This window comes from Pirellulales bacterium, from assembly GCA_035546535.1.
GTDB lineage: Bacteria > Planctomycetota > Planctomycetia > Pirellulales > JACPPG01 > JACPPG01.
Genome location: DASZWQ010000031.1, coordinates 48,168 through 72,809, shown reverse-complemented (window position 1 = coordinate 72,809; position 24,642 = coordinate 48,168). Strand labels below are relative to the sequence as shown.

The window sequence follows — 24,642 nt, the reverse complement described above, 5'->3', positions numbered from 1 at the left end:
TATCGCAACCGAGCCCCGGTCAGACATCCTTTCATGAGCAGTTCGGCCGCTGCACTTCCCACCGCCGTCATGCCGCGCACGGTCAACCCGTGGCTCGTGGCAGCGGCCGTGGTGGTGCCGACGTTCATGGAAGTGCTCGATACGACGATCGCTAACGTCGCGCTGCGGTACATCGCCGGCGGATTGTCGGCCGCGGTGATCGATAGCGAGTGGGTAATCACCAGCTACCTGGCGGCCAACGCGATCATCCTGCCTATCTCCGGTTGGCTGGCAGCGCATTTCGGCCGGCGCAACTATTTTCTCATGTCAATCGCGGTCTTCACGATCAGCTCGGGCTTGTGCGGCATGTCGACCAGCCTGGGTGAGTTGATCTTCTTCCGCGTCTTGCAGGGGCTGGCTGGTGGCGGACTGCAGCCGAGCACGCAGGGAGTGCTGCTTGATGCGTTTCCGCCCGAGAAACAGGGGTCGGCCATGACGCTGTTTGCCGTCGCCGGCTTGCTCGCGCCGATCCTCGGGCCGTCGCTGGGTGGCTACATCACCGACAATTACTCATGGCGCTGGATTTTCTATATCAACATACCGATGGGTGCGATCGCCTTTGCCGCGTCCTACTATCTGCTCGAAGACCCTGACTATCTCAAGCAAGAGCGCGCCGAGCTGCGCCGCCGTCCCTTTTACTTCGACACGCTGGGATTGGTATTCCTCGCCACCACGATGATCTGCTGGGAAGTCGTCTTGAGCAAAGGTCAGCAATGGGACTGGTTCGGCGATCCGTTCTGGCGCGTGCAGACGCTGACGTTCCTCATGGTCGGGTCACTCGTGGCGCTAATTTATCGCGAAATGAGCATTGCCAATCCGGTGGTCAATTTTCGCCCGCTGGCGGAACGCAACTTCGCCATGGCTTCGATCATCATCTTCTGCGCGTACGGAGTGTTGTACGCCATCAGCACGTCCCTACCCGGTCTGCTGCAATCGCTGTTCAACTACGATGCCACGAGCTCAGGATTCGTGATGTCGCCGTCGGGCTTTTTCTCGGTATCGCTGCTGCCGATCGTCGGGTTTCTGCTTGGCCGCGGCGTCGATGCGCGCAAGTTGATCATCGTCGGGTTGCTGGTCATGGGCGCTGGCTGCTACTGGATGTCGCAGATGAATCTGCAAATCAGCCCGTTCCTGGTAGTCTGGCCGCGTGTCGTGTCGATCATGGGGCTGTCGCTGATTTTTGCGCCGATTAACGTCGCCGCCTACATGTATACGCGGAAGGAGTTGCGCGGCGCGGCGGTCGGGCTGTTCAGCTTGATCCGCAACGAAGGAGGGAGCGTGGGCACGTCGATGGCGCAAACGATTCACGAACGCCGCGATCAGTTCCACGCCCTGCGCGTCAACGAAACGCTCGATCCCTACAATCCGGCGGTCACCTCCTTCACGGAAAACGCCCAGGCCTATTTTTATCAACAAACGGGTGACCCGGTCGCGTCGCAGGACATGGCGCTGGAGATGCTTTCCAACTTGCGCGAGCAACAGTCCTCGTCGCTGGCCTACTTCGACGTGTTCTGGCTGGCGTCGGTGCTGGCCCTGTTCCTGGTCGTGCTGGTCTTCTTCATGAAGCGCTCGGTCGCCGAAAAGGGCGCTCATCTGGCCGCCGAGTGACAACTCGGCTCTTGCTCGGACGTCGCGCGGGCCCGTTCGCAGCGCCCAACTTTCGCAAACCGCTGCTAGCACAGTTACCGCAGACGTTAAGGTAGGAGCATTTTGGCGGTCCTGGGGCGTCCGACCCTCCGGTTCATGCGGTCTTTCGCAGTTCGCCGAGTAATTCGTAGAGAAGCGTTGGTAGCGACTTTGCCAGCACGCTTCTGCCGCCGCCGCACCTCACCTGTTTTCCCTTCGTGCGCCCACCGCCAGCGACCTTCGCCGATGGCTCCGCAGAGTATTCCCTCGAGTCAGTCTGCCGCGCGCCGTGCGTCTCATGCACAGCCGCACCGCCGCGCGCGCCTCGTTGCGGCACTGCTGCTGGTGATCGCCGGCGCCACTTGCGGGTGCACGTCGCTACGGCAATGGTGGCGCAACGGCGCGAAGGTGGGGCCCAACTACGCGCGCCCACCGGCACCCGTGGCCCCCGCCTGGGTCGATAGTGCCGATCCGCGCGTGATTAGCGCGCCGGCCGCCGATTGCTCGTGGTGGACGGTCTTCAACGATCCCACGCTCAACGGCCTCGTCGAACAGGCCCGCGCCCAGAACCTCGATCTGCGCGCCGCCGGCACGCGCATCCTCGAAGCGCGGGCCCAGCGCGGCATCGCCGTCGGCAACTTGTTCCCGCAAAAGCAAACCGCCAACGGCACCTACTTCCACGGGCAGATCACCGATAACCTCGGCATTCCGCTGCCGACCAGTGCGAGCCTGTGGGCCACCGGGTTCAACGCTTCTTGGGAACTCGATTTCTGGGGCCGGTACCGCCGCCAGATCGAGAGTTCGACGGCCGATGTCGACGCGGCCATCGAAGGCTATGGCGACTCGCTGGTCATGCTCTTGTCGCAAGTCGCGTCGAGTTACGTGCAATTGCGCACGTTCGAGCAGCGGCTCGATTTTGCCCGCCGCAATGTCGAGATTCAGCGCGGCTCGACGCAGTTGGCCGAGCAGCGATTCAAAAATGGCGCCGCCACCGAGTTGGACGTTCGCCAGGCGCGTACCAACCTGGCCCAGACCGAAGCGCTGATCCCGCCCCTGGTCGCTGGCCGCCGCCAGGCCGCCAACCAGTTGTGCGTGCTGATGGGCATGCCAGTGACAGACCTGGCTGCTTCGTTCGATCGGGCGCCGATCCCCCGCGCCCCGGCCGAAGTGGCCCTGGGCATTCCGGCCGACCTGGTGCGCCGCCGCCCGGACGTGCGCCGCGCCGAGCGCGAAGTCGCCGCGCAAAGCGCGCAGATCGGCATCGCCGAGGCCGATCTGTATCCGCGTTTGGCAGTAAACGGGTTCATAGGCTACGTGGCCAATGATTTCCGCACATTGTTCCGGACGGATAGCTTTACGGCGTTCGTTCTACCGAGCCTGCAGTGGAACATCCTCAACTACGGTCGCATCGCCAATAACATCATCACGCAAGATGTTCGGCTGCAGCGCGAGGCCTTGGAATATCAACAGGCCGTGCTAAACGCCGGCCGCGAAGTCGAAGATGCGCTGGTGGGCTTCCTGCAATCGCAGCAACAGGCGGAGGCTTTGCGGCAGAGTGTTTTCGAGGCGGGCCGGGCCGTCGATCTTGTTTTGCTGCAATACCAGGGAGGCGTCACCGATTTCAATCGCGTGTTCAACGCGCAGTCGACGCTTGTCACGCAGCAAGATCAGTTGGCCCAAACGCAAGGCGACATCGCGCTGCGGTTGATCGACGTTTATCGCTCGCTCGGCGGCGGCTGGCGCTACTTCATGGACGGTCAGATGCCGCTACCGGCCGCGCGGGGCGCTGCCGCGGGCGAGGGGCCCGCCGCGGGCAATCAACCGCCCGTAGGGCCGCCAGCCGAAGAAGTGCCTGCGGCACCGGCTGAACCCGGCCCCGTCATCAACGGTCCGGTGCCGGCGGACGGCAAGAAGCAGCCATAGCGTGTGTTTAGAAGCGCGACGCGTCCACCACCTCGCCGCCGGCGCGCGTCACCAGGCCATCGTAGGTGGCCGCGTTGATCGAATCGCTGATGAAACGCGCCGAGCCGTCGCCGACCAGATGCACGGCGCCCCGCGGGTGCATGCTCGACGGCCCAAACTGTGCGTCGATGCCTTGCCCATTGCCGCCGAAGTACGGCTGGTAATTGAGCGCGATTTGCGGCAGCGCGTAGCTCGGCGAGTTCGACTCGTCGTACGGATGCACCGCCACGGCCGCCGTGCCGCCATCGATCCATACGGCGATGTCCGGCTCGCACGTTTCGACCACGACGAGCGTGTTTGACAGCCCATCGGTCACGTCGACGTAACGCGTGCTCGCGCGAGGATAGATTACACCGTCTGGCTGTTGCCACAGGTTTCCGATCGTCGTGGCCCCGAGCGCCGCGTAATTGCGCGTGGCAAAGTTCGGCGACAGATTGGCGTAGACCTCGGCCTGGCTGAATTCGTTGCCGGTAAACGAAGGACAACGATAGATCGGGATCTGCTGCCCGGCCACGGCGTAGTTGGCAGCGGCGAGTGCCGACACATTGTAGTTGATCTGGTTCTGCAGGTTCGCCTGTTCCAGCAGGGGAAAGATCAGGCTGGCCCAACTGTGCAAGTGATAACTGGCTGGGTTGGGGCTCCAAACGCCGAAGTCGATCTGGCTGGTGCTGCTCGGCGGGAATCCACCGTACAGATCGGCGTACTGCAAAAGCGCGAGGCCAACTTGCTTGAGATTATTCGTGCAGGAGGAGCGGCGCGCCGCCTCGCGGGCTGCTTGCACGGCCGGCAAGAGAATCGCCACCAGCCCGCCAATGATCGCGATGACGACCAGCAACTCAACGAGCGTGAACCCGCGGCGCGCGCAAGAGGATCGGCTCATTTCGCACCTCTCCAGAATCCGGCCGTGCCCCGGATATCGGACCCCCGGCCGAGTATGCCGCTCCAGCCGTTGATTCTAGAGAACGGTTACGGAGCCGCCCAGCGCTGCGCAGAAAATGCAGAATGCAAAATGATGATTGACGAACCGCCTGTCGATGACGCAGCGTCGTATCGAGCACTGGTGCTCGAGCCACCAGTGTGCCGCGGTCCGATACGCTTACATCGGCACCTTCGTGGGCGACGGCATCTGGTCGAGGCAGGCCAGGCTGAAATCGGCACCATGGTGCCCGGCCGCCAGGGCCAAGGCTTCGTCGACCGACTTGGCGGGCGTGAAGCCCAGGTGCCGTGGCACGTCGGGAGATTCGGCCCCGGCGACGAACACCTGACCGATGTGTGCCAGCCGCTTGAGCGGGTAGCAGGCCAGGATGGCGTGTACCGGGTGAAACGCGAACTCGTCGCGATATTTCTTGATGAGCGGTTCGTCGTGCGCGTAGCGTTCGGCGAAATCGCGCTCGATCGCATAGGGGTCGCGCGTCTGTGGAAGCACGTCCCTCCAGATTGCCGGGTACGACGCGTGATGCACCTGGTCCCACATATCGGGGCAAGGAGTAGCCATGATCACCGTGCAGCCGGGCTTGCCCAGCGCTGCCACCGCTCCGCCCATGTATCCCAGCCCGGACGAGATCAAAGTCAGAATGGGGTTCATCGACGAATAGATCGCGTACGGGCTCCAGTTCGGGACGCCGTACAGGATGACGTCGAACTTTTGCGCGCTTAGATCGCGCCGGTCGGAATATAGCGTGCGCAGCACGTCGAGCGTGGCGCGCCGCGTGTCGTCGACCGTGCCGGCGAACAGCCGCGCGACCTGAAACGGGTTGGCCAGGATCGTATCAATCTTGAAGATCCGCTGGTCGAGCCGCGCCTCGAGCAACGCGCCCATCTCGTCGAGCATCGCGTGCATGCGATTGTGCGAGAGCGACATCGACATGCCGTCGGGCGTGTGGTGATGGCGGATCGACCGGTAGGTCGACAGCCCGACGCACACGCTTTTCCACCCGCCCGAGAAGCCGCGATTGTGGGCGGCGTTGAGGTAGATCGTCAGATCGGCGTCCAAACAATAGCGACTGATTTCGACGTCGTAGCCGCCGGGCGTCTTGCCGAGATAGACCAGGTTTTCTTGGTCCTCGGCGTCGTGCGAAAAGAGCCGCGGGCCGAATTCATCGACCAGGTCCTGCCCCAAGAGATCGGCCAGCTCGCTTGCACGGTATTTGCGGTGTAGCGCATTGGCACAGATCAGGGTCACGTTCTGCCGAGGGACACCTGCCGTGGCCAATCGACGTAACAGCTCCTCGATGGCCACGCGGCGGACCGGGCCAAAGGACATGACCGTCGGATCATCGAAGGCGATCGTGACCCGTGCACCGGGCCGTACGAGTTCCTCGACGCGTGGCATGCCGAGCGGCCGATCGAGGGCCGAGCGTACCGTGGCGGCAAGATCGTCGACCGGCGGAAGCGACGCTTGGGGGCCACCGGAAATGACCTGCGCTCGAACCGGCAGCTCTACGGGAAGTAGGTCATCGCCGAAAGGGATTTCCAGCCGCATGCGCGAACCTCCGCCTGTGCCGAGCCCGAAAAAGTCCGCGGGTCAGGCTACAGCGCGCGGAGGTGGAGCGTCAAACATTTGGCGGGGGAGTTCGCTGCGGCAGCGTTCGTTGAGAGGAGGGACCCGTCGAAGACCCAATCGGCATGCTTATTCGCCTGGCGGCGAAAAAGCATGGCACAGGGTCAGAGGAAGAATCGCATGCTTATTGCCTGCGGCAAAAAGCATGGCACACGCTAGCCGGGTGGCACGGACAACGCGCTTGTCCGTGCGCCGCAGACGCTCAACCCACACATTCCCGACTACCCGACGGCTACTTGTACAGCGGACCCGAGATTTCGATCGGCCGCACATCCAGGTGGATGTTGCTGACGGTGAAACCCGTGCCGGCCGGGACGTCGCCGTACCAGCCAGCGCTATCCTCGCCGGGGTAGAAGCGGAACTCGAAACCCTGCGTCGGCTCCTGGCGTGCGGCCAGCCCGTCGAAGGCCAGGCCAATGGCCTCGACCTTGCGGCGTTGCATCAGCCGTCCCAGGACCTCGACAACGGTCGTGTTGGCCAGGATGTCGGGGAACATGAAGGGCTCGGCTTCGTTGTCGAGTTCCTCGCCGTGCGGCATCGAGCCGGCGACTTTCTGCTTGGCCGGCGTGACGGTCAGCGTGTTCAGATCGAACGTGTCGCCATGATCGAGATACGTCATGCGCACGTTCTTGAGGTTAAAGCCCGATACATCGGGGTCATGGCTGGCATTGGATAGGTCGAGGACCACGGCTCCCTTGAAGCCGACGACCTCGACCTCGGTGCCGTTACGCACGACGCAGGCCGTGTTCTCGTCGACGCCGATGCCGAACTTCAGCCCCTGCGAGTGCATGGCCACCAGGGCCCGGGCAAAGCGGCCGCGGGTCATGCAATGCTGCTCGATGAACCAGCCGTGATCGAGGAAGCCGAGCCCTTCGTCGATTTCCTTGCCGAACTTCACACCCTTCTTCAGCGTGGCCAGCACGCTCTCGGGATCGGCGAACATCACGCGGCTGAGCACGGCGGCCCCGGCACTGGTGCCGGCGATCACGCCACCGTCGTTGTAGACTTCCCACACCGCATCCAAGAGGGGCGTGTTCTCGCCGTCTTCGGTGCGTAGGGCTTTGGTAATGCGTTTTTGATCGCCGCCGGTAAAGAACACTCCGGTGGCATTGCGGACCTTTTCGACCATTTCCTCGTCGACGACCAGCTTGCGGAAGTCGACGTCGACGTTCATCAGTCCCAGTGGAACGACGAAGGCTTCGGCTCCGGCCTTCTTCAAGGCGGCCACGGCCCGGTCGCCGCTATCGAGCGGGGTACCGCTAGCCGTCGGGAAGACCGCGATCTGCGCCTTGTCGCCACCGGCCAGATCGACAATGCGTTCCCAGATGTCTCGTTCCCACACCTGGCTATCGGTCGAACGCAAAGCCCCGCCGATAATGACCAACGATCCCTTTTTCTCGTCAGCCCTGGCCGCGGAGGCTATTCCAATCAGACACAGGCCAAGAACAGCCACTCTCGAACTCCTCACCATCGTTCGCTCCCTGTCAAACACCATATCGACCGGCGAAGTGTAAGTGCGTCAGATTCGTCGGCGTGCAATGGGCGGGCGTCATGCTCCGGCAGAAAAGTAACGAGATTACCGGCTTCGCATCAAGACCAAATCCTGGGCCCGGTGGCCTTGACGTGCCCATTATATACCCAGTGCGCAGCGACAAGCGACTTGCTGCCCGCGACTTTTGCGGTCGCGGGCATCGCGCAGCAACTAAATGCTTACAAGTTCGTGAATTTCGACTTGGCATCGCTCTGACGCAGGCGCCGGCGGACCGCCGGCAGTGGACATGCTATTCATATTGTAACGCACGGACGATTTCGAGTCGCGAAGCACGTCGGGCGGGCATCCAGGCGGCGGCCGACGCGATCGCCAGGCAGGCGACGCAGCATGCCAGCACGAACCAGATCTCGGCCTGGAATTCGACGGGCTGCCCCAGCAGGATGTGCGTGGAAAGATTCATCAAAAAAGCCAGAATCAGGCCAATGCCCACGCCCGGCACCAGGCTGCAGAGCCCCAGGGCCAGGGCCTGATAGAGGATCATCGCCCGCACCTGCCCCTGGCGCAGGGCCACGCTGCGGAGCACGGCGATTTCGCGGGTCTGCTCCATGACGTTCATGGTTAGCGTGTTAACAATGCCCAGCGACGCGACCACGAACACCAGGGCCAAAAGCAACCACAGAAAGCCGATCACGCCACCCATCATGTGGTGAATGCGTGCCCGGAATTCGGCGTTGGATTGCAGCATGTAGCCACGCTCTTCGCAGAAGGCTGCCATCGTCCTCCCGAGAGCATCCGTCCCTCCCGGCCGGGCCGTGATCATGTAAACATCGACGCCGTCGAAACCGAAAAGGTCCTGTGCCGCCTTTCGTTCGATATAGGCTGCCATGCCTCCCGCGATGTACTCAGTGACCGTCGCCGCGATGCGCACCTTGCGGTCGCCACGGCGCGTGTGGAGTGCCAATTCGTCGCCGACGCCCAGGTTCAAACGCCGGGCCAGAGCCGTGCCGATCACGGCTTCGCCCGCCAAGAGGCCGCGCGTCACCTCGACCTGCGTCCCCTCGGCAATGTCGAGCGCCTCGGTCGCTTCGGCGTCGAACGAGCGCGCCACGACGACGATCGCCTCGCCGCCGACCTTGGCTTGCACCAGGTTCAGCTCGTGTACCGTCTCCACGTCGGGCAGCCGGCGCAGCTCGTCGAGCAATTCCTCGGGCAATTGCGCGGCTACCGCGTAGCTCAGCTCAGGCAGTGTGCTGCGCAACAGATAGTCGGCCTTGAACGTGCGGACCGACCATTGTTCGACGTCCTTGATGTTATTGCGAATCGACTGACCCATAGCGATCGAAATCACCAAAGCCACGCACAAAACGGCGGCCGTCAGCCCGCTGCGCAGCGCATTGCGCGACAACTGCTGCACAGCCAGGCGCCCTTCGATACCCCAGAGCGGCCTTAGCAGCCCGGCGACCAGGCGGGCGACGTACGGATACAGCGCGGGAGTCAACAAGACTCCGCTGACGAGAATCAGGCCCAATAGCGGTGCCGGTAAAGTGCGCTGTAATGGTCCGGGAAGCAAACGCCCGATGAACGACGACACGCCCGTGATAGCAATGACGCCTGTTACCACACCGATCCACGCCATCCGTGCGACGATCGTATCGCTGCCTTGAATCTGCAATCCGAGCAAATCGGGAAGCGGTGGTCGCTGGGCGGCGCGGCGGGCCGGCGCGAAGGTGGCAAACACGGCCATGCCGGGGCCAAACAGCGCGGCCAGGACGAACGGCTGCAGCGCGAGTTCCAGGCGGTGCAAGGTCACGCCCAGCAATTGTTCCATGCCCTGCACCAGCACCACCGAAACGCCCAGGCCCAGCCCAATGCCGATCACCATGCCGACGATGCCCAGGATCAAGGCTTCGCGCAGGAGGAATCCGGTGACCTGCCTGCTGGTAACGCCGATGGCGCGCAGGATGGCCAGTTGCTTGCGCCGCTCGGCCAGGCTCATCAGGAAGGAATTGAGGATCACGAAGGCGCCGGCCACGATCGACACGACGCTGAGGGCCGATAGCCCTTGCTCAGCCCCTAGCAGGCTGTGCTGGGCCAGGTCGCCGCGCGTGGCCGGCGAACGCACAATCAATCCGGCCGGCAAGCGCGCAGCGATTTTCTCCTGCACCGTGTCGGGGTCGGCGCCGTCGGTGAGCACGATGGGGATCGCCGTGACTTGATTGCCCAGCTTGAACATTCGCCGCGCGATCGGCAGCGTGACGAACACGACCGAACCGCCGTTAAAGCCGGCGATGCCGCTGGGCTCGACCAGGCCCACGACGCGAAACTCGTTCACGCCGCCACGCGACAAGAGCCGGACCTTCGCATCGACAGCAAGCTTCAGGCTCTTGGCAAAGTTATCGACCAGCAGCACCTCGTCGTCCGTGGCCAGGCCGCGGCCGGCGACCAGATGGGCCGCGGCTTCTTCGTCGCGCGCGGGATCGTTACCGATGACCATCACGCCCAGCGGGTTCTCGCCGTTCACCAGGCCGGCCACCATCTGCACGACAGGATCGGCTGAACGAACGCCGCGGATCGTAGTCAAGTCGGCGGCGAAGGCAGGATCGAAGCCGCCGCCCCCTTCAGCCACGATTTCCAATGCGGCGTTCCCGGTTAGATCCGAAAACATCTGCTGATAGGCGTGCCGCGTGGTGTTGATCACGAGCGCGATCGCAAACACACCCGCCACGCCGATGACAATGCCGGCGAGCGTGAGCAGCGTCCGGCCCGGCCGGCGGACGAACTCACGATAGGTGTAATGCCGCAGCATCATGGCAGCGTGCCCGAGCTTTCATTGCCGGCCGCGGCATGGCCGCGCGCGTGCTCCTGGCCGAGCAGGCGATCGTGAACGATCTCGCCGTCGCGCAGCATGACGATCCGGTCGGCCATGGCCGCGTGTGCTGGGTTGTGTGTGACCATGAGAATGGTCTGCCCTTCGCTAACCAGTTGCCGCAAGAGTTGCATCACCTGATCGCCATTGTGCGTGTCGAGATTGCCGGTCGGCTCGTCGGCCAGCAGCAGCACCGGCCTGATGGCCAAGGCCCGGGCGATGGCCACGCGCTGCTGTTCCCCGCCCGACATTTCCTTGGGCAAGTGCCGGCCACGGTGAGCAAGACCGACACGATCGAGCGCTTGGGCCGCGCGCTGGTTGGCCGTGAATTCGTCGACTCCATCGACAATCAGCGGTAGCGCCACGTTCTCGGCGGCCGACAGCGCATCGAGCAGATTAAACGCTTGAAAGACAAGCCCCAGCTGGCGCCGACGCAATAACGTCAGATCATCGTCCGAAAGGGCCAAGATGTCCTGGCCGCTGACGCGGATGCTACCGCCGTCGGGTTGATCGAGCCCGGCCACGAGATGCAAGAGCGTGCTCTTGCCTGACCCCGACGGACCCATCACGGCCAGAAATTGCCCGCTGGGAATATCGAGATCGACGCCAGCCAGTGCGATCACGCGCGTGGCCGCCGCGCCGAAGACTTTGCGTAAATCGCGGATTTGCACCGCCGGTTGCGAGGAATTAGACACGAAACGCATCCTTGAACGAGGTGCCCAGGCAGCGCGAGCGCACCCTGGCGCTCTTGGCCCTTACCACATGCGGGCACTATAACACGCCACAACCGATAGGTTCAGGGCCACAGCCGGTGGGCGGATAGTTGCAGCCGGAAGGTTCGAGGAATCGGTCGAATGGCTTTGGGTAGTCGCCGCAATCCCAGCGAGGTCCGTGCCGATGCCAACCGTGAAAGGCGTGCTGAAATACGTGCAGGGTGCGCTCTACATCGTGGCCGGGATGAACCATTTCATCAACCCGGCCTTCTACCTGAAGATCATGCCCCCCTACCTGCCCTGGCACGCTCTCGCGGTGTTCGTCAGCGGGCTGGCCGAAGTGTTCCTGGGCGTGCTCTTGATGATCCCGCGCACCACGAAGCCGGCCGCCTGGGGATTGATCGCGCTGCTGCTGGCGGTCTTTCCGGCGAACATCTACGTGTACCAGCACCAGGAAATCTTCCCCGACGTACCGCCGTCGTTTCACCTGGCGCGGCTGCCGATCCAGGGTCTATTGATCCTATGGGCGTGGTGGTACACACGCGATTGAATTTCGCCATCGAGATTGCAAGGAAGCGAAAGCACAATCCGCAGATTTCACAGATTACGCAGAATTTCGACAAAGAGAGTGGATCGATCCATATCGGACTGGCGAATCCTGTCTGCCGAATCTGCGTCTATCTGCGGCGGATGAATTCCTTATCCCCGCTTTTCGCGCAGATCCGCCACGGCGCTCGCAAAACCTTCGATCCGGTTCTCCGCCAGGCGCACGTCGCTGGTTTCGGCGCCGATGCGGACGCCGATCCGTGACATGGGCTCGCGCGTTTCGCGAATGTCGTTCGCGCTGATCACGATCGACTCGGTCTGGCCTTGCACGTCGACCGCGACGCCGTCGGCCGGGCCACTATCAAAAATCCGGTTACGTTCCAATCGATTGCGATGCGGGGCAAAATCCCGGCCGCGCTCGGGCCGGAACAGCACACCGGCTTTGCCGCTGCGCTCGATGTCGTTGTCGCGCACGATGTTGTTCGTGTCGCGATGGCCGATCGAAACGCCGTAGCTGCGGTTTCCCACAATTTTGTTCGCTTCGGCCAGGCCCCCTTTCACACCCCAGCAAAAGAAGATGCCGATATCGTTGTTCTCGAGCCGGTTGCGGCGCATGACAGGGCGCTGCGAGCCTGAGCCGGGGTGCAGGCCCAGCCCCACATGATCGTAGCTGTGGCAATCCTCGACCGTGACGTCGTGGCAGATTTGCCAACTCAGTCCATCGCCGTTGTAGTTTCGCGCCGTAACGCCGCGCATGGTGACGCGATTGCAGTCTTGCAGGAAGACGCAACCGGCGTAATTACCGTCGAGATTGTCGTTATTCGCGCGGTTGCCGTCGAGCGTGATGTTCTCGATCACGACATCGGCGATGTTCTCGCCGCTGAAGATCGGAAACAGCGTGGCCACGGTCGATTCGCCCATCAGCCAGAAGTTTTCGCGCAAGGCGCGATCGAGCTTGAAGCGATTGCCGCTGCGCGCGACGAGTGTGCGTTTGCAAACGGTTGGGCCGCCGTTGTGCGGATTGCGCGCCCGCAGGCAAACGCCGTCGCCGACGCGAAATCCGGCCGGGTCGACGAGCGTGATCTCCTGATCGAACCAATCCGAGTCGGCCGATAGCTCGGTCGCTACCGAAGGTTCTTTGACGAGGATCGAGTCGGTGCCGCTACCGAGAATGCGCACGCGCGATGGCAAATAAACAGCGTTGCGCAAACGAAACGTGCCGGGCTGCACGTGGACCGTACCGCCGCCGGCACGCGCCACGTAGTCGACCGCAGCTTGCAGGACCTTGTCGCTCGTTCCAACCAGATCGGCCTTGTCAGGCCCGACGGTAATCGTGAGTCGCTCGTTCCAGTCGGGCTCGTGCGTATCGCCCGACGTAGCGCGGGGCGGCGGCGCCTCGCCTGGCTCTTCGGCCGCGGCCGTCGCCAGCCACGCGCCGGTGGAGGTCAACGCAGCCGAAGTTTGCAAGAAGCGGCGACGATCGCAAGTTCGCGAACTGCGAGTGAACATGAAAGCGCTCCTTTCAAGGATTGCTTCCAGTGTAGACGCAGCGCGATAGGCAAGAAAGCACCCGATAACGCCAACGCAGCTCTACTCGCCGATGCCGCGCGAGTAGCGAATGATGCAATAGAGGGCGCGGAAACCGTCGCGCCAGGTGATCTTCTTGCCTTCGGCGTACGTGCGGCCGGCGTAGCTGATCGGCCGCTCGTGAATGCGCACGTTCTTGATGCTGGCGATCTTGGCGGTCAGCTCCGGCTCGATGCCAAAACGGTTTTCGCGCAGCGTGGGGGCGATCTTTTGAATGATTTCCCGTCGGAATGCCTTGTAGCAGGTTTCCATGTCCGACAGGTTCAGGTTGGTCATCATGTTCGACAACAAAGTCAGCACGCGATTGCCGACATAGTGCCAGAAATAGAGTACGCGCTGGTTGTCGCCCGAGAAGCGGCTGCCGAAAACGACGTCGGCCTGATTCTCGATGATCGGTTGAATCAATTTGACGAACTCCGCCGGATCGTATTCCAAGTCGGCATCTTGCACGATTACTACGGTGCCCGTGGCCGCGGCGAAGCCGGTGCGCAGGGCGGCGCCTTTGCCCTGGTTATGGGCGTGAAAGATGATCTTCATGTCCGGCTGATCGCGCCACTCGGAGAGAATGTCGCGCGTGCCGTCCACGCTGCCGTCGTCGACCAGGACCATTTCGATGGGCAAGCCCGTGCCACGGATACGGCGCACCACTTCTTCGATGGTGCGCAGCTCGTTGTACACCGGGATCACGACCGACAGGACGAAACCCGGCGGCAATTCATAGATTCCCAATCGGCGGCAGACGCTCGGACCGAGCAATTGTCGCACCGTTTCGTAATCGGGAGAGCCAAACTCGGCCGAAGGTTGTTCGGCCAGGCGCCACAACTGTGACTTTTCCTCGTTCGGTTGCTGCTGCGACACGTCGACCTTGCTGGTTGAATTGCCTCGAAGGATTTTGTCCGCCACCGCCCGAGGCGACACCCGAACCACGTGTGCTATCCTACGAAGAAATCTCCAAACTGTACAATTGACTTGCGGCCGAAAGTCGAACGTAGTCGCCAGGAACGATCCACCCATGAGCAACCTCTTTCGTGTCGCCGCTGTACAGATGTCGTCGGGTGACGATCAGCCACATAATCTGCGCAGAGCCAGCGCTTTGATCGAACAAGGGGCGGCCGCGGGGGCACAGCTTATTGCCTTGCCGGAAACGTTCGCTTACCTGGGCCGCTCGGCACAGATGGTCGGCTCGGCCGAGTCGATTCCGGGGCCCACGAGCGATTTGCTATGCGCGCTGGCGAAGCGGCTATCGATCACGCTCGTGGCCGGAAGCTACTGCGAGCAGAGTCCCGATCCGACGAAGTGTTTCAACACGAGCTTGTTGATCGATCCGACGGGCACAATCCTGGCGCAATACCGCAAACGGCACCTGTTCGATTTCGAAATTCCCAGCCAGGTGTCGTGCCGCGAGTCGAGTTGGCTATTGCCCGGCGATGCGCTGTGCGCCACGCCAACGCCCTGCGGCACGATCGGACAGGCGATCTGTTACGACTTGCGCTTTCCCGAGCTATTTCGCGAATTGGTCGACTTGGGAAGCGCTATTTTCTGCATTCCCGCTGCCTTCACCCTGGCGACGGGGCGCGATCATTGGGAAATCTTGCTGCGCGCCCGAGCGATCGAGAATCAGTGCTACGTGATCGCGCCCAATCAATACGGCCAGCACGCTCCCGGGCTGACGACGTACGGGCGCTCGATGATCGTTGATCCATGGGGCACGGTGTTGGCCACCGCGGCCGACGGCGAAGGCGTGATTCTGGCCGAGATCGACTTGGATCGCATCACGTCGATTCGCCAGCGACTGCCGGCGCTTGAGCATCGGCGCTTGATTCTTCGGCCGCGTTGAATTCGATGAGGCATTGGCGCCCGATCACGCATCGCCGAAATCTATTTCGCGCGTGGCGGCTCACACGAGTGGCGCGACTGCGAATGGCGCCGCGTGATTCATCGATGAGCATTTCCACTTCGAAGCTCAGCGACTCTCGCGCCACGGATGATTTCGCGCACTGCGCGGCGGCTCTTGATAGCACGCGCGCGGGTCACTCGATCGGAAAATTGCAAGCACTTTTTGCGAACTTGGCGGGAAGATTTTTTTGTTACGCGTGCTTTCGATTTCTGAACTTGACAATCGCGTGCAAGAACGCACAATGACGCCCGTGCGTGAATGATTCTGCGGTTCGCGTTTGAAGTGCATCACACGTTCAGAGCGTCATCAGTTCCAAGCGTCACAAGCACACAGCATCAGAAATTCACAGCTTCGCAAGTTCAAAGCGTCACAGGGTCGAACTCGAAACGATCGCGAACCGTTTTCGATTGTTCTGTCGATTCGTTAGGGCCAGCGGCGGTTACTAGTGGATGGAATTGGGATTTTCTGCGCGCCAAGGGCATGCAAAACTCGCGACTGCTTGGCGAGTCGTACGACCGCGAGGCGCGTGACGCGCCGTGACCGAGGAGGATCTCGTGATTGCGGCAGTCAATCTCGCTTCCACCGGCCAATTCGCTGCACGACGCTAACGGGATAACGACGATGATTGAAACAATTTAGGGGCCGGCAACCGAGGGACCGACGTCCGGCGACGTGGAGTCAAATCTGCGTCGCGGAACGGATTTCCCCCTAAGTTTTTCGCGTTCACGGTTGGGTCACGGATTTGGCCGACCATGAGGCGCAAGTACATCGCCGAAATCACCCATGGCGCCGTCAACTCTGCGAGGCCTTTGCGCGCGGCAACGTTTTGCGGGTATAATGAGATCGATCTTTCCGGTTCGATCGGCCGGTGGCCGGCTGTCGGCACGCCTGCCTCGGGTGATCGGCGCGCCGTCGTTACCCGTCGCTTACCCTCGCGAAAGGTCTGGCTGTCATTTCCCGTGAGTCGACTCGCGCGCTGACCTGCCGGAGAGATTCTTGGCCGGTCGATTCACAGCCACCCTCGTTCTCGCTTGCGTTGCAATATGTCGCTGTGCTTGATCGCCTTGGGATCGAATGAAGGGGATCGGCCGGCGACCCTATCCCGCGCGGTCGGCCTGCTCGCCGCGCACACTGGCTTCGACTTGCGCGGCCGAAGCACCTGGCACGAAACGGCGCCGGTCGGCGGCCCGGCGGATCAGCAAACCTACCTCAACGGCGCGGCGATCGTCGAGACATCGCATTCGCCGGCGCAAGTGCTCGCCACGCTTGCAGAGATCGAGACATCGCTCGGCCGCGTGCGCGCGGTGCATTGGGGGCCGCGTACGATCGATCTCGATCTTCTCCTGTACGATGACGTGCAACTCGACACGCCGCGGCTGGTGCTACCTCATCCGCGGATGGCTTTTCGCAAATTCGTCGTTGAGCCAGCCGCGGAAATCGCGCCCGATTGGCGACATCCTGCGATCGGCTGGACGTTGCTCCAGTTGCGCGACCACCTGCGTTTCGCGGTGCCTTACGTGGCGGTGACTGGGCGGCCGGGCGTGGGAAAAACTGCCCTCGCGGCGCAGCTTGCCACACAGCTCGATGCCCGGCTGATCGCCGACGTGCCTGAACTCTCGGCGGCGCCGAGCAGCAAAGACTCGGCTGGTCGCGCCCGTGCGGCGGAGATAGAATTGCTCACCCGCCGGTGCATGCTACTCGATCCCCACAGGTGGGGAGCAAAGGCGCGGCTTGCGATCAGTGATTTCTGGCTGGAACAATCGCGGGCTTACGTTTCAGCATGGAACGATGGCCACGACCGGAAGGAACTCGAAGGTCTGATCGACGCCGCAAGCTCGGAAGCGGTTCGGCCGAAGCTACTTGTCTTGCTCGATCCGCCAGGCGAGCCAAGTGCCGTGGATCGCAATGAGGCACTTCGCCGGGCGCTTCGGGCGACGGCGCAGCAACCGGGAGTTGGACCGGTTTTGATTGTCAGCGAGGGCAGTCCGACGGCGCAGGTCGCTGAAGTGACGGCGGCGATCGCAGCCATGAGCTGACAACCCTCGCCGAGCGACGACTGAGTTGTTCAATAACCATCGCCCCCAAGATTTCGAGATAGTTCGGCAGATTTGCATGAAACAGGCATCGCTCGATCAGGCCGCGGCAGCCGGTTGCGCTATGGTCACGACCCGCGGAGAATTGCGCGCCGTCATGGACCGCTGGCGCGCGGCGGGCGAATCGATTGCCTTCGTGCCCACGATGGGGGCCTTGCACGCGGGACACTTGAGCCTGGTCGATGCGGCGAAGCGAGAATGCACGCGCGTCGTGGTGTCGATCTTCGTCAACCCGACGCAATTTGGTCCCAGCGAAGATTTCGAACGTTACCCGCGCGACTTGTTACGCGATGTAACGAAGTTGTCGCCGCACGGCGTCGACCTGGTGTTTGCTCCGGCGCGCGAGGAAGTCTATCGCGCGGAAAACAGCACGGTGGTGGAACCCTCGACCGTGGCTGCACCGCTGGAAGGCAAATTCCGGCCGGGGCATTTTCGCGGTGTAGCAACCGTCGTGCTGAAGCTCTTCAACATGGTGCGACCCGACGTGGCCTTTTTCGGACAGAAGGATTATCAGCAATCGCTGGTGGTGCGCCGCATGGTCGATGATCTCGACGTGCCGGTGACGATTCGCGTCTGCCCAACGGTCCGCGAGTCAGACGGCCTGGCGATGAGCTCGCGCAACGCGTACCTGTCGGCCGAAGATCGGCGCCGCGGCCTGGTACTGAGCCGCAGCCTGGCGCTGGCTTGCGAACTTTTTGCCAAGGGAGAGCGCGACGCCGCAACGATCAAAGAACGCATGAAAAGCCTCTTCGATGAGACGCCGGGCGTGACGATCGATTACCTGGCGCTGGCCGATAGCGAAACGCTGGCCGAGGTCCCTGCGACCACGCCCACGACCGTTGCGCTCATTGCGGCTCGCATCGCGGGCGTGCGACTGATTGATAATTGTTTCCTTGGGCAAGGCATGAAATAACGCCCGACCAACACACACTGACAAGTGACTACTGGTCGCCCGGCAAGCCCGGCGGCCAGATGATCGCACACAACCGACAACCGACTACTACCAGCTGCCCTCTGCCGGCTGCCGACGAATTGCCCATGCGTTCCACCCTTTTCTACATCCCTGCCGAGATTGCCGGTGTGCCTGTCTTCGGATATGGCCTGCTCTTGGTCATCTGGGCGATCGCCAGCATCGTGTTCCTCGGTTGGTTAGTGCGCCGCCAGGGCTTTAGCTCTGACACGCGCGGCTATGTGCCGGTGCTGCTCGTGCTGGGGGCCGTGATTGCTTACCTGCTGCCTGCCATCTCGGACGAAAACGGTTTGCCGGTGCGCGGCTACGGCGTGATGCTGCTGGTAGCCGTGACATCGGGCGTGGGCCTGTCGGCCTATCGGGCACGGCGGATGGGCGTCGATCCGGAAGTGATTCTGTCGCTGGCCTTCTGGCTGTTCGTCAGCGGCATCATCGGCGCGCGCATCTTCTACTTGATCGAATACTGGGACCGGCTCTTCGTCGATAAATCGTGGCAGGAAGCATTCGTCACCGCCATCAGCATTCAAGAGGGAGGGCTCGTCGTCTACGGCATGTTGCTCGTGGGCGGGCTGGCGCTCATTGCCTTTATCTATCGGCATCGGCTACCGGGCCTCGCCCTGGCCGACTTGATCGCGCCCGGTGTCGTGTTGGGATTGGGGCTGGGACGCATCGGTTGTTTTCTGAATGGATGTTGCTTTGGTGGACCGTGCGATTTGCCGTGGGCCGTGACATTTCCGGCCGACAGCCCTCCGCACGAGCAGCAGATCCGCTTGGGACAAGTCTACGGCCTGACGGTCGTGGCCGATGCCGAGCATCGACCCGTGATCGGCTCGCTCAGTGCTAGCCAAGAAAGCGCGGCACTGGGAATATCGGCGGGCGAACGCATTCAGCAGATCAACCGCCACAACGTCGACACGCTGGAAGAAGCGCAGAAGCAGATCGCCGAAGCGTTTGCCGCCGACAAGCCGCTGGAATTAGCCACCCAGCGCGGTGTCCGTCGCTTTTCTTTGATGGCTGGCACGCACGACCACAGCCGACCGGTTCATCCTACGCAGTTGTACAGCGCGATCGATGCCTTTTTGTTGTGCCTGTTCTTGCTCGCCTATTACCCGTTCCGCCAGCACGACGGCGAGGTAACCGCCTGGACCCTGACGCTGCACGGCGTAACGCGCTTTCTGCTCGAGATCATTCGCACCGACGAGGGCCCCGTCTTCGGCACCGGCCTGAGCATTTCCCAGAATATCAGCCTGCTGGTGCTGGTGATCGCCGCCGGGCTGTGGATCTACGTACTGCGACGGCCGCACGGCTCGGTATGGCCGGCCCGGCCGGCGGCGGCGTAGTCCGCCGACTGCCGGTGCGTTCTTGGCCTCCTTGCACCGCAGGAGACCTGCAAAGTTGAGATTCTGCGCGCGTATCTTCTGTAGCCGGCCTCTGTGAAGGCCGGGATTTCACGATGTCGCTTCCGGGGTCGCAGGCCCCGGCTACGGATTTTGCAGTTCTCCTGCCTTGCATCGCCCTTTTTTGCATTTTTCGTGCGCCAGCGTCTAATAAGAGGTAACGGGCGTCGAATAAATGTCCGAGCGCGTGGGAAGCTCGTGGCCGGGGCTGGCCGGAGGAGGAATCGAATCATGCAGCAGATATTGATGGCAAATCCGTGGTTAGCCGTGTGCGCCATGGTCGCGGCAGTGATCGTAGCCTGCGTGGCGATCGTATTCATCACCGACTACCTGCGTCGCTCTCACCAGTCCGAGATCGATGCCACGCTCAAGCACGACATGCTTGAACGCGGCATGTCGGCGGCCGACATCAAGACCGTTTTGGAAGCAAGCGCCGATGGTGAGGCGGCGCGCCTGGCGATGGCCGGCGATCAATCGGTACGCGTTGGCCTGGGATCCTTCAAAGTCGAAGTCGGGGGGCGTCGCGACGCGGTGCCGGAATCGGCTCCGCCGCGCGCCTAGTTCGGTTGCCTGCCAGCGCCAACCGTTCGAGCGCCCGCTCTGGCAACTCTTCCTCTTTCAAAGTGAGGTTCCACAGCGATGGTGCGCGCAACAAAGGGTTATATCGGGCTGCCGCTCGAAGGATATCTGGCCCGCTGGTACGCCCGTATCACGCGCGGCAGCATGGACGACTACCGCAAAGGTGCCGCCGACGTGAACGCACGCGTGGCCGCCGGCGCGAAAGTTCTGGAGGTCGCGCCGGGCCCTGGCTACCTATCGATCGAGCTCGCCCGCTTCGGCCGATGCCACGTCGTGGGGCTGGATATCAGCCATTCCTTTGTCGCGATGGCCACCGAGAGCGCGCGGCAAGCCGGCGTGACGGCCGAGTTTCATCAAGGAGACGCGGCTGCGATGCCCTTTGCCGATAACGAATTCGATTTCATCATCTGCCGCGCGGCGTTCAAGAATTTCTCGCGGCCGGTCGAGGCGCTCGATGAGATGCATCGCGTCCTGCGCCCCGGCGGCCAGGCGTGGATCGTCGATCTCTCAAAAGACGCTTCGCAAGACGACATCAATGCGTGCGTCGCCGACATGAACCTGGGCCGGGCCAATAGCGCGATCGTCCGCTGGACGTTCAAGCACATGCTGTTGAAGCGTGCCAAGAGCCGCACGGAATTCGAACGCCTGGCGCGGGAGAGCGCCTTTGGCTCGTGCCAAATCGAGGCCGAATCGATCGGCTTCAATGTCTGGCTGACCAGGCCGGCGGCCTGAAGTCCTCTCTTCAGAACCGGCCTTCTGTGCTGCGGCGATTGGCCCCCGGGCTATGCCGATGGCAGCCCATAGGTACAATGCGTGACGAATGACGGGCTGGACTGTTTGGCCGTCGGCCTGGGCCCACCTCGGCTCGCGCCCGAAGGCCATGGCACGCTCGCTTCGTAATCGCATGTAACCAAGACCGCATTGGCCCAACACACGGAGGCTCTCAGATGTTTCAGCTGTGCATGTTCGTGATGGTCGGATTGGCGCTGGGGGCTTCGGCCGCACATGCGGCGGGCGAAAAACTGCCGCGTGTCTATTTCGACGTCACGGCCGACGGTAAACCGATCGGCCGGATCGTGATGGAGCTGCGCTCCGACGTGGTGCCCAAGACGGCCGAGAATTTCCGCCAGTTGTGCACCGGCGAAAAGGGCTTTGGCTACAAGGGGAGCCCCTTCCACCGCGTGATTCCCAACTTCATGTGCCAAGGGGGTGATTTCACCCGCGGCAACGGCACCGGCGGAAAGTCGATCTACGGCGAAAAATTCGCCGATGAGAATTTCAAGCTGAAGCACACGGGCGCGGGTGTGTTGAGCATGGCCAATGCCGGCCCGAACACCAACGGCTCGCAATTCTTTCTGTGTACGGTGGCCACGCCCTGGCTCGACGGCAAGCACGTCGTATTCGGCCAGGTGGTTGAAGGAATGGACGTGGTGAAGAAGATCGAGTCGATGGGCTCGCAATCGGGCGCGACGTCGGCCAAAATCGTCGTCGCCGATTGCGGCGAGTTGTAGTTCCGTTGATGAATAACTGTTCGACTGCGATTCTCAGGTCGATCTTTTTCGGCCTGGTGCTATGGCGATTAGCGACGGCGACATCGGCCGGTGAGCCGAACCGCGCTGAGTATGATCTCCTGCAAAAAATGCCGCGGCCGATGCTCGGGCAGATGGTCCCCGAGCGCTTGGGCACGACGATTCTCGGTCGAGGCGGATGCCGGTATTTGACCGCGGCGGTGGCCTTGGGAGACGAGGAGCGCGCCGCAGACGCCTGGAAATCGATCCAGGCCACGTTCGCCACGCAGATCGACGACGGCGGATTCGCCGGCGGCGGCAAACCGGGCGATCTGCCGATCACGGTCTACGCCATCCGCGTGGAGAACGCCTATTTCTTTTTGCAGGAGTTGGGCCGCGCGCTGCTCGTGCTACAGGCATCACCGCTGGCGCCGCGCTTTCAGAAGCAGGTCGAAGAAGTCACGCCCAAGATGCGCCGGGCGTGCGATTTCATTCAGAAGGGCTACCCGACCATTCTGCCCAAGGTCGGTCACACGGCCAACCGCCTGGTGATCGCGGCCAAGGCATTCGGCCTCTGCGGACTGGTGCTCAACGATGCGCAGATGATCGAATCGGCGCACAAGCTCCTCAAGCTGGCCTTGGAGCGGCGCGACGACGAAGGCGTCTTCATCGAGCGCGGCGGGCGCGACTCCAGCTATAACGCGGTCGTGATTCTAATGGGCCAGCACCTGTCGATCTACGTGCCAGAGCCCGAACTTGATGCGGCGATCGAAAAAGCCATGCGCTGGGAGCGCACGCGGATCAAGCCGACCGGTGAGATCGAAATCGAAGGCAACACGCGCACCGGCACCGGCAAGGAACTGGCCGGTTCGGGGGGCATCAAGCAGGTGAATTACCGGGAAGTTTCCGAGGCGCTCTTTTATTACGGTGTACTGCACAACGAGCCGGAGACGGTTCACCTGGCGCAACAGGTGCATTCCTGGGACGTCGAGCATCGTCGCGGCAAATGACGGCCGATTGCGGGTGGCGCTTGCGAAGTCGTGCCGTTTCCAACGGAACACTATCGGCGCTTGGGTAGTGGGTCCGACTGACCCACTACCGGCGCCTGTGTGAATTTGGCGGCCGACACGCGGCGCTGTACCATGTTTCTTTGACGGTTCTGCCGTCCCTCGACACAGGGATTCTCTGTTGCGGCGCACTGCTGATTCGCTGTCTGCTCAATTGAGGAGGCGGTTGTATGGGCAAGATCAAGTCGGCCGGTAAGAAAGGCGCAGTCGGCGTGGAGAATCAAACGCCATCGCCCGACGATCATCCACCGGGCAACGGAGAGCAAGTCCCTCACGGGAAATCCTTACGCAAGCAAACGCCGCGATCCGACCACGGCATTTACAAGCCGGCGCTCGACCGCCGCGATCCGGTGCAGGTCCTCGAAGAGTCGAGCGCGGATCGCGTTTCGCATTTGCTGCCGATCCGTTATGGGCGAATGCTCGCTTCGCCGTTTGCCTTTTATCGCGGCGGCGCCGCGATCATGGCCGCCGATTTGGCGCAGACGCCTTCGACAGGGCTGCGCGTACAGGCCTGCGGCGATTGCCACTTGATGAATTTCGGCGTGTTCGCCACGCCCGAGCGGCGCTTGGTTTTCGATGTCAACGATTTCGACGAAACGTTACCCGCCCCGTGGGAATGGGATGTAAAGCGTCTGGCGACGAGTTTCGTCATCGCGGGGCGCAACAATCGGTTCAAGCGTTCGCAACAACGCGCCGCGGCCGTAGCGTGTTGTCGGAGCTACCGCCAACGAATGGCGCGGTTTGCCACGATGACCGCGCTCGACGTTTGGTATGAGCGCGTCGACGTCGATGAGTTGCTCAAGCGGTTGCCGGAGCGCGCCTTTAGCCGCCGCGACCGCGACGAGATCCGCAGCGCCGGCCAAGGAGCGGTCGAGCACGAGGCTGCCAAACTGCTCATCCAGTCCGGTGACAAAACATTGATCCGCGACAATCCGCCACTGGTTTATCATCCAGTGCACGCCGAAGCGGTGGAGCTGGTCGATCATTTGCGCGCGGCATTCGATCGGTACCGCTCGACGCTGCCCGACGAGCGCCGGGTGCTACTCGATCGTTACGCACTCACCGACCACGCGATCAAGGTCGTGGGCGTGGGCAGCGTGGGAACGCGCTGCGGGGTCTTTCTGTTGATGGCCGGCCCCGGCGATGCACTGTTCTTACAGGTCAAGGAGGCGCAGCGCTCGGTGCTCGAGCCGTATGCCGGCGCCTCGAAGTACGAACCGGGCGAGCGAGTGGTCGTTGGCCAGCGGCTGATGCAGGCCGCAAGCGATCTGTTCCTGGGGTGGACGCACGGCGAAAACGGCCGGCACTTCTACATTCGCCAGTTGCGCGACGTGAAGATCAAGCCGCTGGTCGAGCTGTACGATGCCGAAACCATGGCTGCGTATGCCGAAAGCTGCGGTTGGGTGTTGGCCCGGGCTCACGCGCGCTCGGGCGATTCGCGCGCCATCAGTTCCTACCTCGGGACCAGCGACTCTTTCGACGAGGCCGTGGCCGACTTTGCCGAGTCTTATGCGGATCAGAACGAGGAAGACTTCGCGACTTTCGAGCATGCCGTGCAGCAAGGTCGGCTGCCGGCCAATCTCGAGCGATAAGCCGACGACAGGCACCCTGGCCGGCATCCGCCGAGGGGCCCCTCTGGCAGCTGGCATTTACTTTTTTCGATTCTCCGGTCTAGATTAGGGTCCGTCGTGGCAGCCCGCCGGATTGGGCTGTTAACCCCACTGCCGCACGATCGGAGAA

General features: G+C 62.4%; 19 protein-coding genes. 12 read left to right on the top strand and 7 right to left on the bottom strand.

The window, feature by feature from the left end:
* Positions 1–33 precede the first annotated feature (33 nt).
* Positions 34–1,647: a DHA2 family efflux MFS transporter permease subunit gene (locus VHD36_03745; protein ID HVU86409.1), complete on the top strand. Its 1,614-nt coding sequence runs from the start codon at positions 34–36 to the stop codon at positions 1,645–1,647.
* 264 nt (positions 1,648–1,911) lie between these two features.
* Positions 1,912–3,588, top strand: coding sequence for an efflux transporter outer membrane subunit (locus VHD36_03740; protein ID HVU86408.1), 1,677 nt, complete (start codon positions 1,912–1,914; stop codon positions 3,586–3,588).
* A gap of 7 nt (positions 3,589–3,595) precedes the next feature.
* Here VHD36_03740 and VHD36_03735 read toward each other — a convergent pair whose 3' ends face one another.
* The 5 genes from VHD36_03735 to VHD36_03715 form a co-directional block, all read right to left on the bottom strand.
* The gene (locus tag VHD36_03735; GenBank protein HVU86407.1) at positions 3,596–4,507 is read right to left on the bottom strand and encodes a DUF1559 domain-containing protein; all 912 of its coding nucleotides are present in this window, start codon (positions 4,505–4,507) and stop codon (positions 3,596–3,598) included.
* Positions 4,508–4,723: 216 nt separating this feature from the next.
* On the bottom strand, positions 4,724–6,109 hold the full coding sequence (locus VHD36_03730; protein ID HVU86406.1) for a lactate racemase domain-containing protein: 1,386 nt from the start codon (positions 6,107–6,109) through the stop codon (positions 4,724–4,726).
* Between the two features lie 310 nt (positions 6,110–6,419).
* Positions 6,420–7,640 carry a cyanophycinase gene (locus VHD36_03725; protein ID HVU86405.1) on the bottom strand — a complete coding sequence of 407 codons (1,221 nt, stop codon included), beginning with the start codon at positions 7,638–7,640 and terminating at the stop codon, positions 6,420–6,422.
* A 328-nt stretch (positions 7,641–7,968) separates the two neighbouring features.
* A complete protein-coding gene (locus VHD36_03720) occupies positions 7,969–10,488 on the bottom strand; it encodes an FtsX-like permease family protein (protein ID HVU86404.1) in 2,520 nt (839 codons plus the stop codon).
* Positions 10,485–11,240, bottom strand: coding sequence for an ABC transporter ATP-binding protein (locus VHD36_03715; GenBank protein HVU86403.1), 756 nt, complete (start codon positions 11,238–11,240; stop codon positions 10,485–10,487). Before VHD36_03715 ends, VHD36_03720 begins: the two co-directional genes overlap by 4 nt.
* 202 nt (positions 11,241–11,442) lie before the next feature.
* Here VHD36_03715 and VHD36_03710 point away from each other — a divergent pair, with 202 nt between their 5' ends.
* Positions 11,443–11,808, top strand: a complete 366-nt coding sequence (locus VHD36_03710; GenBank protein ID HVU86402.1) for a MauE/DoxX family redox-associated membrane protein — start codon at positions 11,443–11,445, stop codon at positions 11,806–11,808.
* Between the two features lie 149 nt (positions 11,809–11,957).
* Here the strand turns inward: VHD36_03710 and VHD36_03705 are convergent, their stop codons facing one another.
* Both VHD36_03705 and VHD36_03700 read right to left on the bottom strand, forming a co-directional pair.
* Positions 11,958–13,313: a right-handed parallel beta-helix repeat-containing protein gene (locus tag VHD36_03705; GenBank protein ID HVU86401.1), complete on the bottom strand. Its 1,356-nt coding sequence runs from the start codon at positions 13,311–13,313 to the stop codon at positions 11,958–11,960.
* A gap of 81 nt (positions 13,314–13,394) precedes the next feature.
* A complete protein-coding gene (locus tag VHD36_03700) occupies positions 13,395–14,249 on the bottom strand; it encodes a glycosyltransferase family 2 protein (GenBank protein HVU86400.1) in 855 nt (284 codons plus the stop codon).
* A 154-nt stretch (positions 14,250–14,403) separates the two neighbouring features.
* Here VHD36_03700 and VHD36_03695 point away from each other — a divergent pair, with 154 nt between their 5' ends.
* From VHD36_03695 to VHD36_03655, 9 genes are all read left to right on the top strand, one after another.
* A complete protein-coding gene (locus VHD36_03695) occupies positions 14,404–15,228 on the top strand; it encodes a carbon-nitrogen hydrolase family protein (GenBank protein ID HVU86399.1) in 825 nt (274 codons plus the stop codon).
* 1,103 nt (positions 15,229–16,331) lie between these two features.
* Positions 16,332–17,324, top strand: coding sequence for a 2-amino-4-hydroxy-6-hydroxymethyldihydropteridine diphosphokinase (gene folK / locus VHD36_03690; protein HVU86398.1), 993 nt, complete (start codon positions 16,332–16,334; stop codon positions 17,322–17,324).
* Between the two features lie 76 nt (positions 17,325–17,400).
* A complete protein-coding gene (gene panC, locus VHD36_03685) occupies positions 17,401–18,294 on the top strand; it encodes a pantoate--beta-alanine ligase (protein ID HVU86397.1) in 894 nt (297 codons plus the stop codon).
* A gap of 125 nt (positions 18,295–18,419) precedes the next feature.
* Positions 18,420–19,691 (top strand): prolipoprotein diacylglyceryl transferase, encoded by a 1,272-nt coding sequence (locus VHD36_03680; GenBank protein ID HVU86396.1) that lies wholly within the window; start codon positions 18,420–18,422, stop codon positions 19,689–19,691.
* 288 nt (positions 19,692–19,979) lie between these two features.
* Complete coding sequence (locus tag VHD36_03675; GenBank protein ID HVU86395.1) at positions 19,980–20,309, top strand: hypothetical protein; 330 nt, start codon at positions 19,980–19,982, stop codon at positions 20,307–20,309.
* Positions 20,310–20,387: 78 nt separating this feature from the next.
* A complete protein-coding gene (locus VHD36_03670; GenBank protein HVU86394.1) occupies positions 20,388–21,059 on the top strand; it encodes a class I SAM-dependent methyltransferase in 672 nt (223 codons plus the stop codon).
* Between the two features lie 215 nt (positions 21,060–21,274).
* On the top strand, positions 21,275–21,838 hold the full coding sequence (locus VHD36_03665; protein HVU86393.1) for a peptidylprolyl isomerase: 564 nt from the start codon (positions 21,275–21,277) through the stop codon (positions 21,836–21,838).
* Between the two features lie 8 nt (positions 21,839–21,846).
* Positions 21,847–22,845: a hypothetical protein gene (locus VHD36_03660; GenBank protein HVU86392.1), complete on the top strand. Its 999-nt coding sequence runs from the start codon at positions 21,847–21,849 to the stop codon at positions 22,843–22,845.
* 227 nt (positions 22,846–23,072) lie between these two features.
* Entirely contained in the window at positions 23,073–24,494 is a 1,422-nt protein-coding gene (locus VHD36_03655) for a DUF2252 domain-containing protein (GenBank protein ID HVU86391.1), read from the top strand.
* Positions 24,495–24,642: the final 148 nt, after the last annotated feature.

What these genes read in the sequence shown, in the direction of transcription:
- folK (HVU86398.1), top strand. Translation starts at nt 16,332, where the DNA reads ATGTCGCTGTGCTTGATCGCCTTGGGATCGAATGAAGGGGATCGGCCG.
- VHD36_03695 (HVU86399.1), top strand. Translation starts at nt 14,404, where the DNA reads ATGAGCAACCTCTTTCGTGTCGCCGCTGTACAGATGTCGTCGGGTGAC.
- VHD36_03735 (HVU86407.1), bottom strand. Translation starts at nt 4,507, where the DNA reads ATGAGCCGATCCTCTTGCGCGCGCCGCGGGTTCACGCTCGTTGAGTTG.
- VHD36_03680 (HVU86396.1), top strand. Translation starts at nt 18,420, where the DNA reads ATGCGTTCCACCCTTTTCTACATCCCTGCCGAGATTGCCGGTGTGCCT.
- VHD36_03665 (HVU86393.1), top strand. Translation starts at nt 21,275, where the DNA reads ATGTTTCAGCTGTGCATGTTCGTGATGGTCGGATTGGCGCTGGGGGCT.
- VHD36_03730 (HVU86406.1), bottom strand. Translation starts at nt 6,109, where the DNA reads ATGCGGCTGGAAATCCCTTTCGGCGATGACCTACTTCCCGTAGAGCTG.
- VHD36_03705 (HVU86401.1), bottom strand. Translation starts at nt 13,313, where the DNA reads ATGTTCACTCGCAGTTCGCGAACTTGCGATCGTCGCCGCTTCTTGCAA.
- VHD36_03660 (HVU86392.1), top strand. Translation starts at nt 21,847, where the DNA reads ATGAATAACTGTTCGACTGCGATTCTCAGGTCGATCTTTTTCGGCCTG.
- VHD36_03670 (HVU86394.1), top strand. Translation starts at nt 20,388, where the DNA reads ATGGTGCGCGCAACAAAGGGTTATATCGGGCTGCCGCTCGAAGGATAT.
- VHD36_03745 (HVU86409.1), top strand. Translation starts at nt 34, where the DNA reads ATGAGCAGTTCGGCCGCTGCACTTCCCACCGCCGTCATGCCGCGCACG.
- VHD36_03720 (HVU86404.1), bottom strand. Translation starts at nt 10,488, where the DNA reads ATGATGCTGCGGCATTACACCTATCGTGAGTTCGTCCGCCGGCCGGGC.
- VHD36_03710 (HVU86402.1), top strand. Translation starts at nt 11,443, where the DNA reads ATGCCAACCGTGAAAGGCGTGCTGAAATACGTGCAGGGTGCGCTCTAC.
- VHD36_03675 (HVU86395.1), top strand. Translation starts at nt 19,980, where the DNA reads ATGCAGCAGATATTGATGGCAAATCCGTGGTTAGCCGTGTGCGCCATG.
- VHD36_03740 (HVU86408.1), top strand. Translation starts at nt 1,912, where the DNA reads ATGGCTCCGCAGAGTATTCCCTCGAGTCAGTCTGCCGCGCGCCGTGCG.
- VHD36_03655 (HVU86391.1), top strand. Translation starts at nt 23,073, where the DNA reads ATGGGCAAGATCAAGTCGGCCGGTAAGAAAGGCGCAGTCGGCGTGGAG.
- panC (HVU86397.1), top strand. Translation starts at nt 17,401, where the DNA reads ATGAAACAGGCATCGCTCGATCAGGCCGCGGCAGCCGGTTGCGCTATG.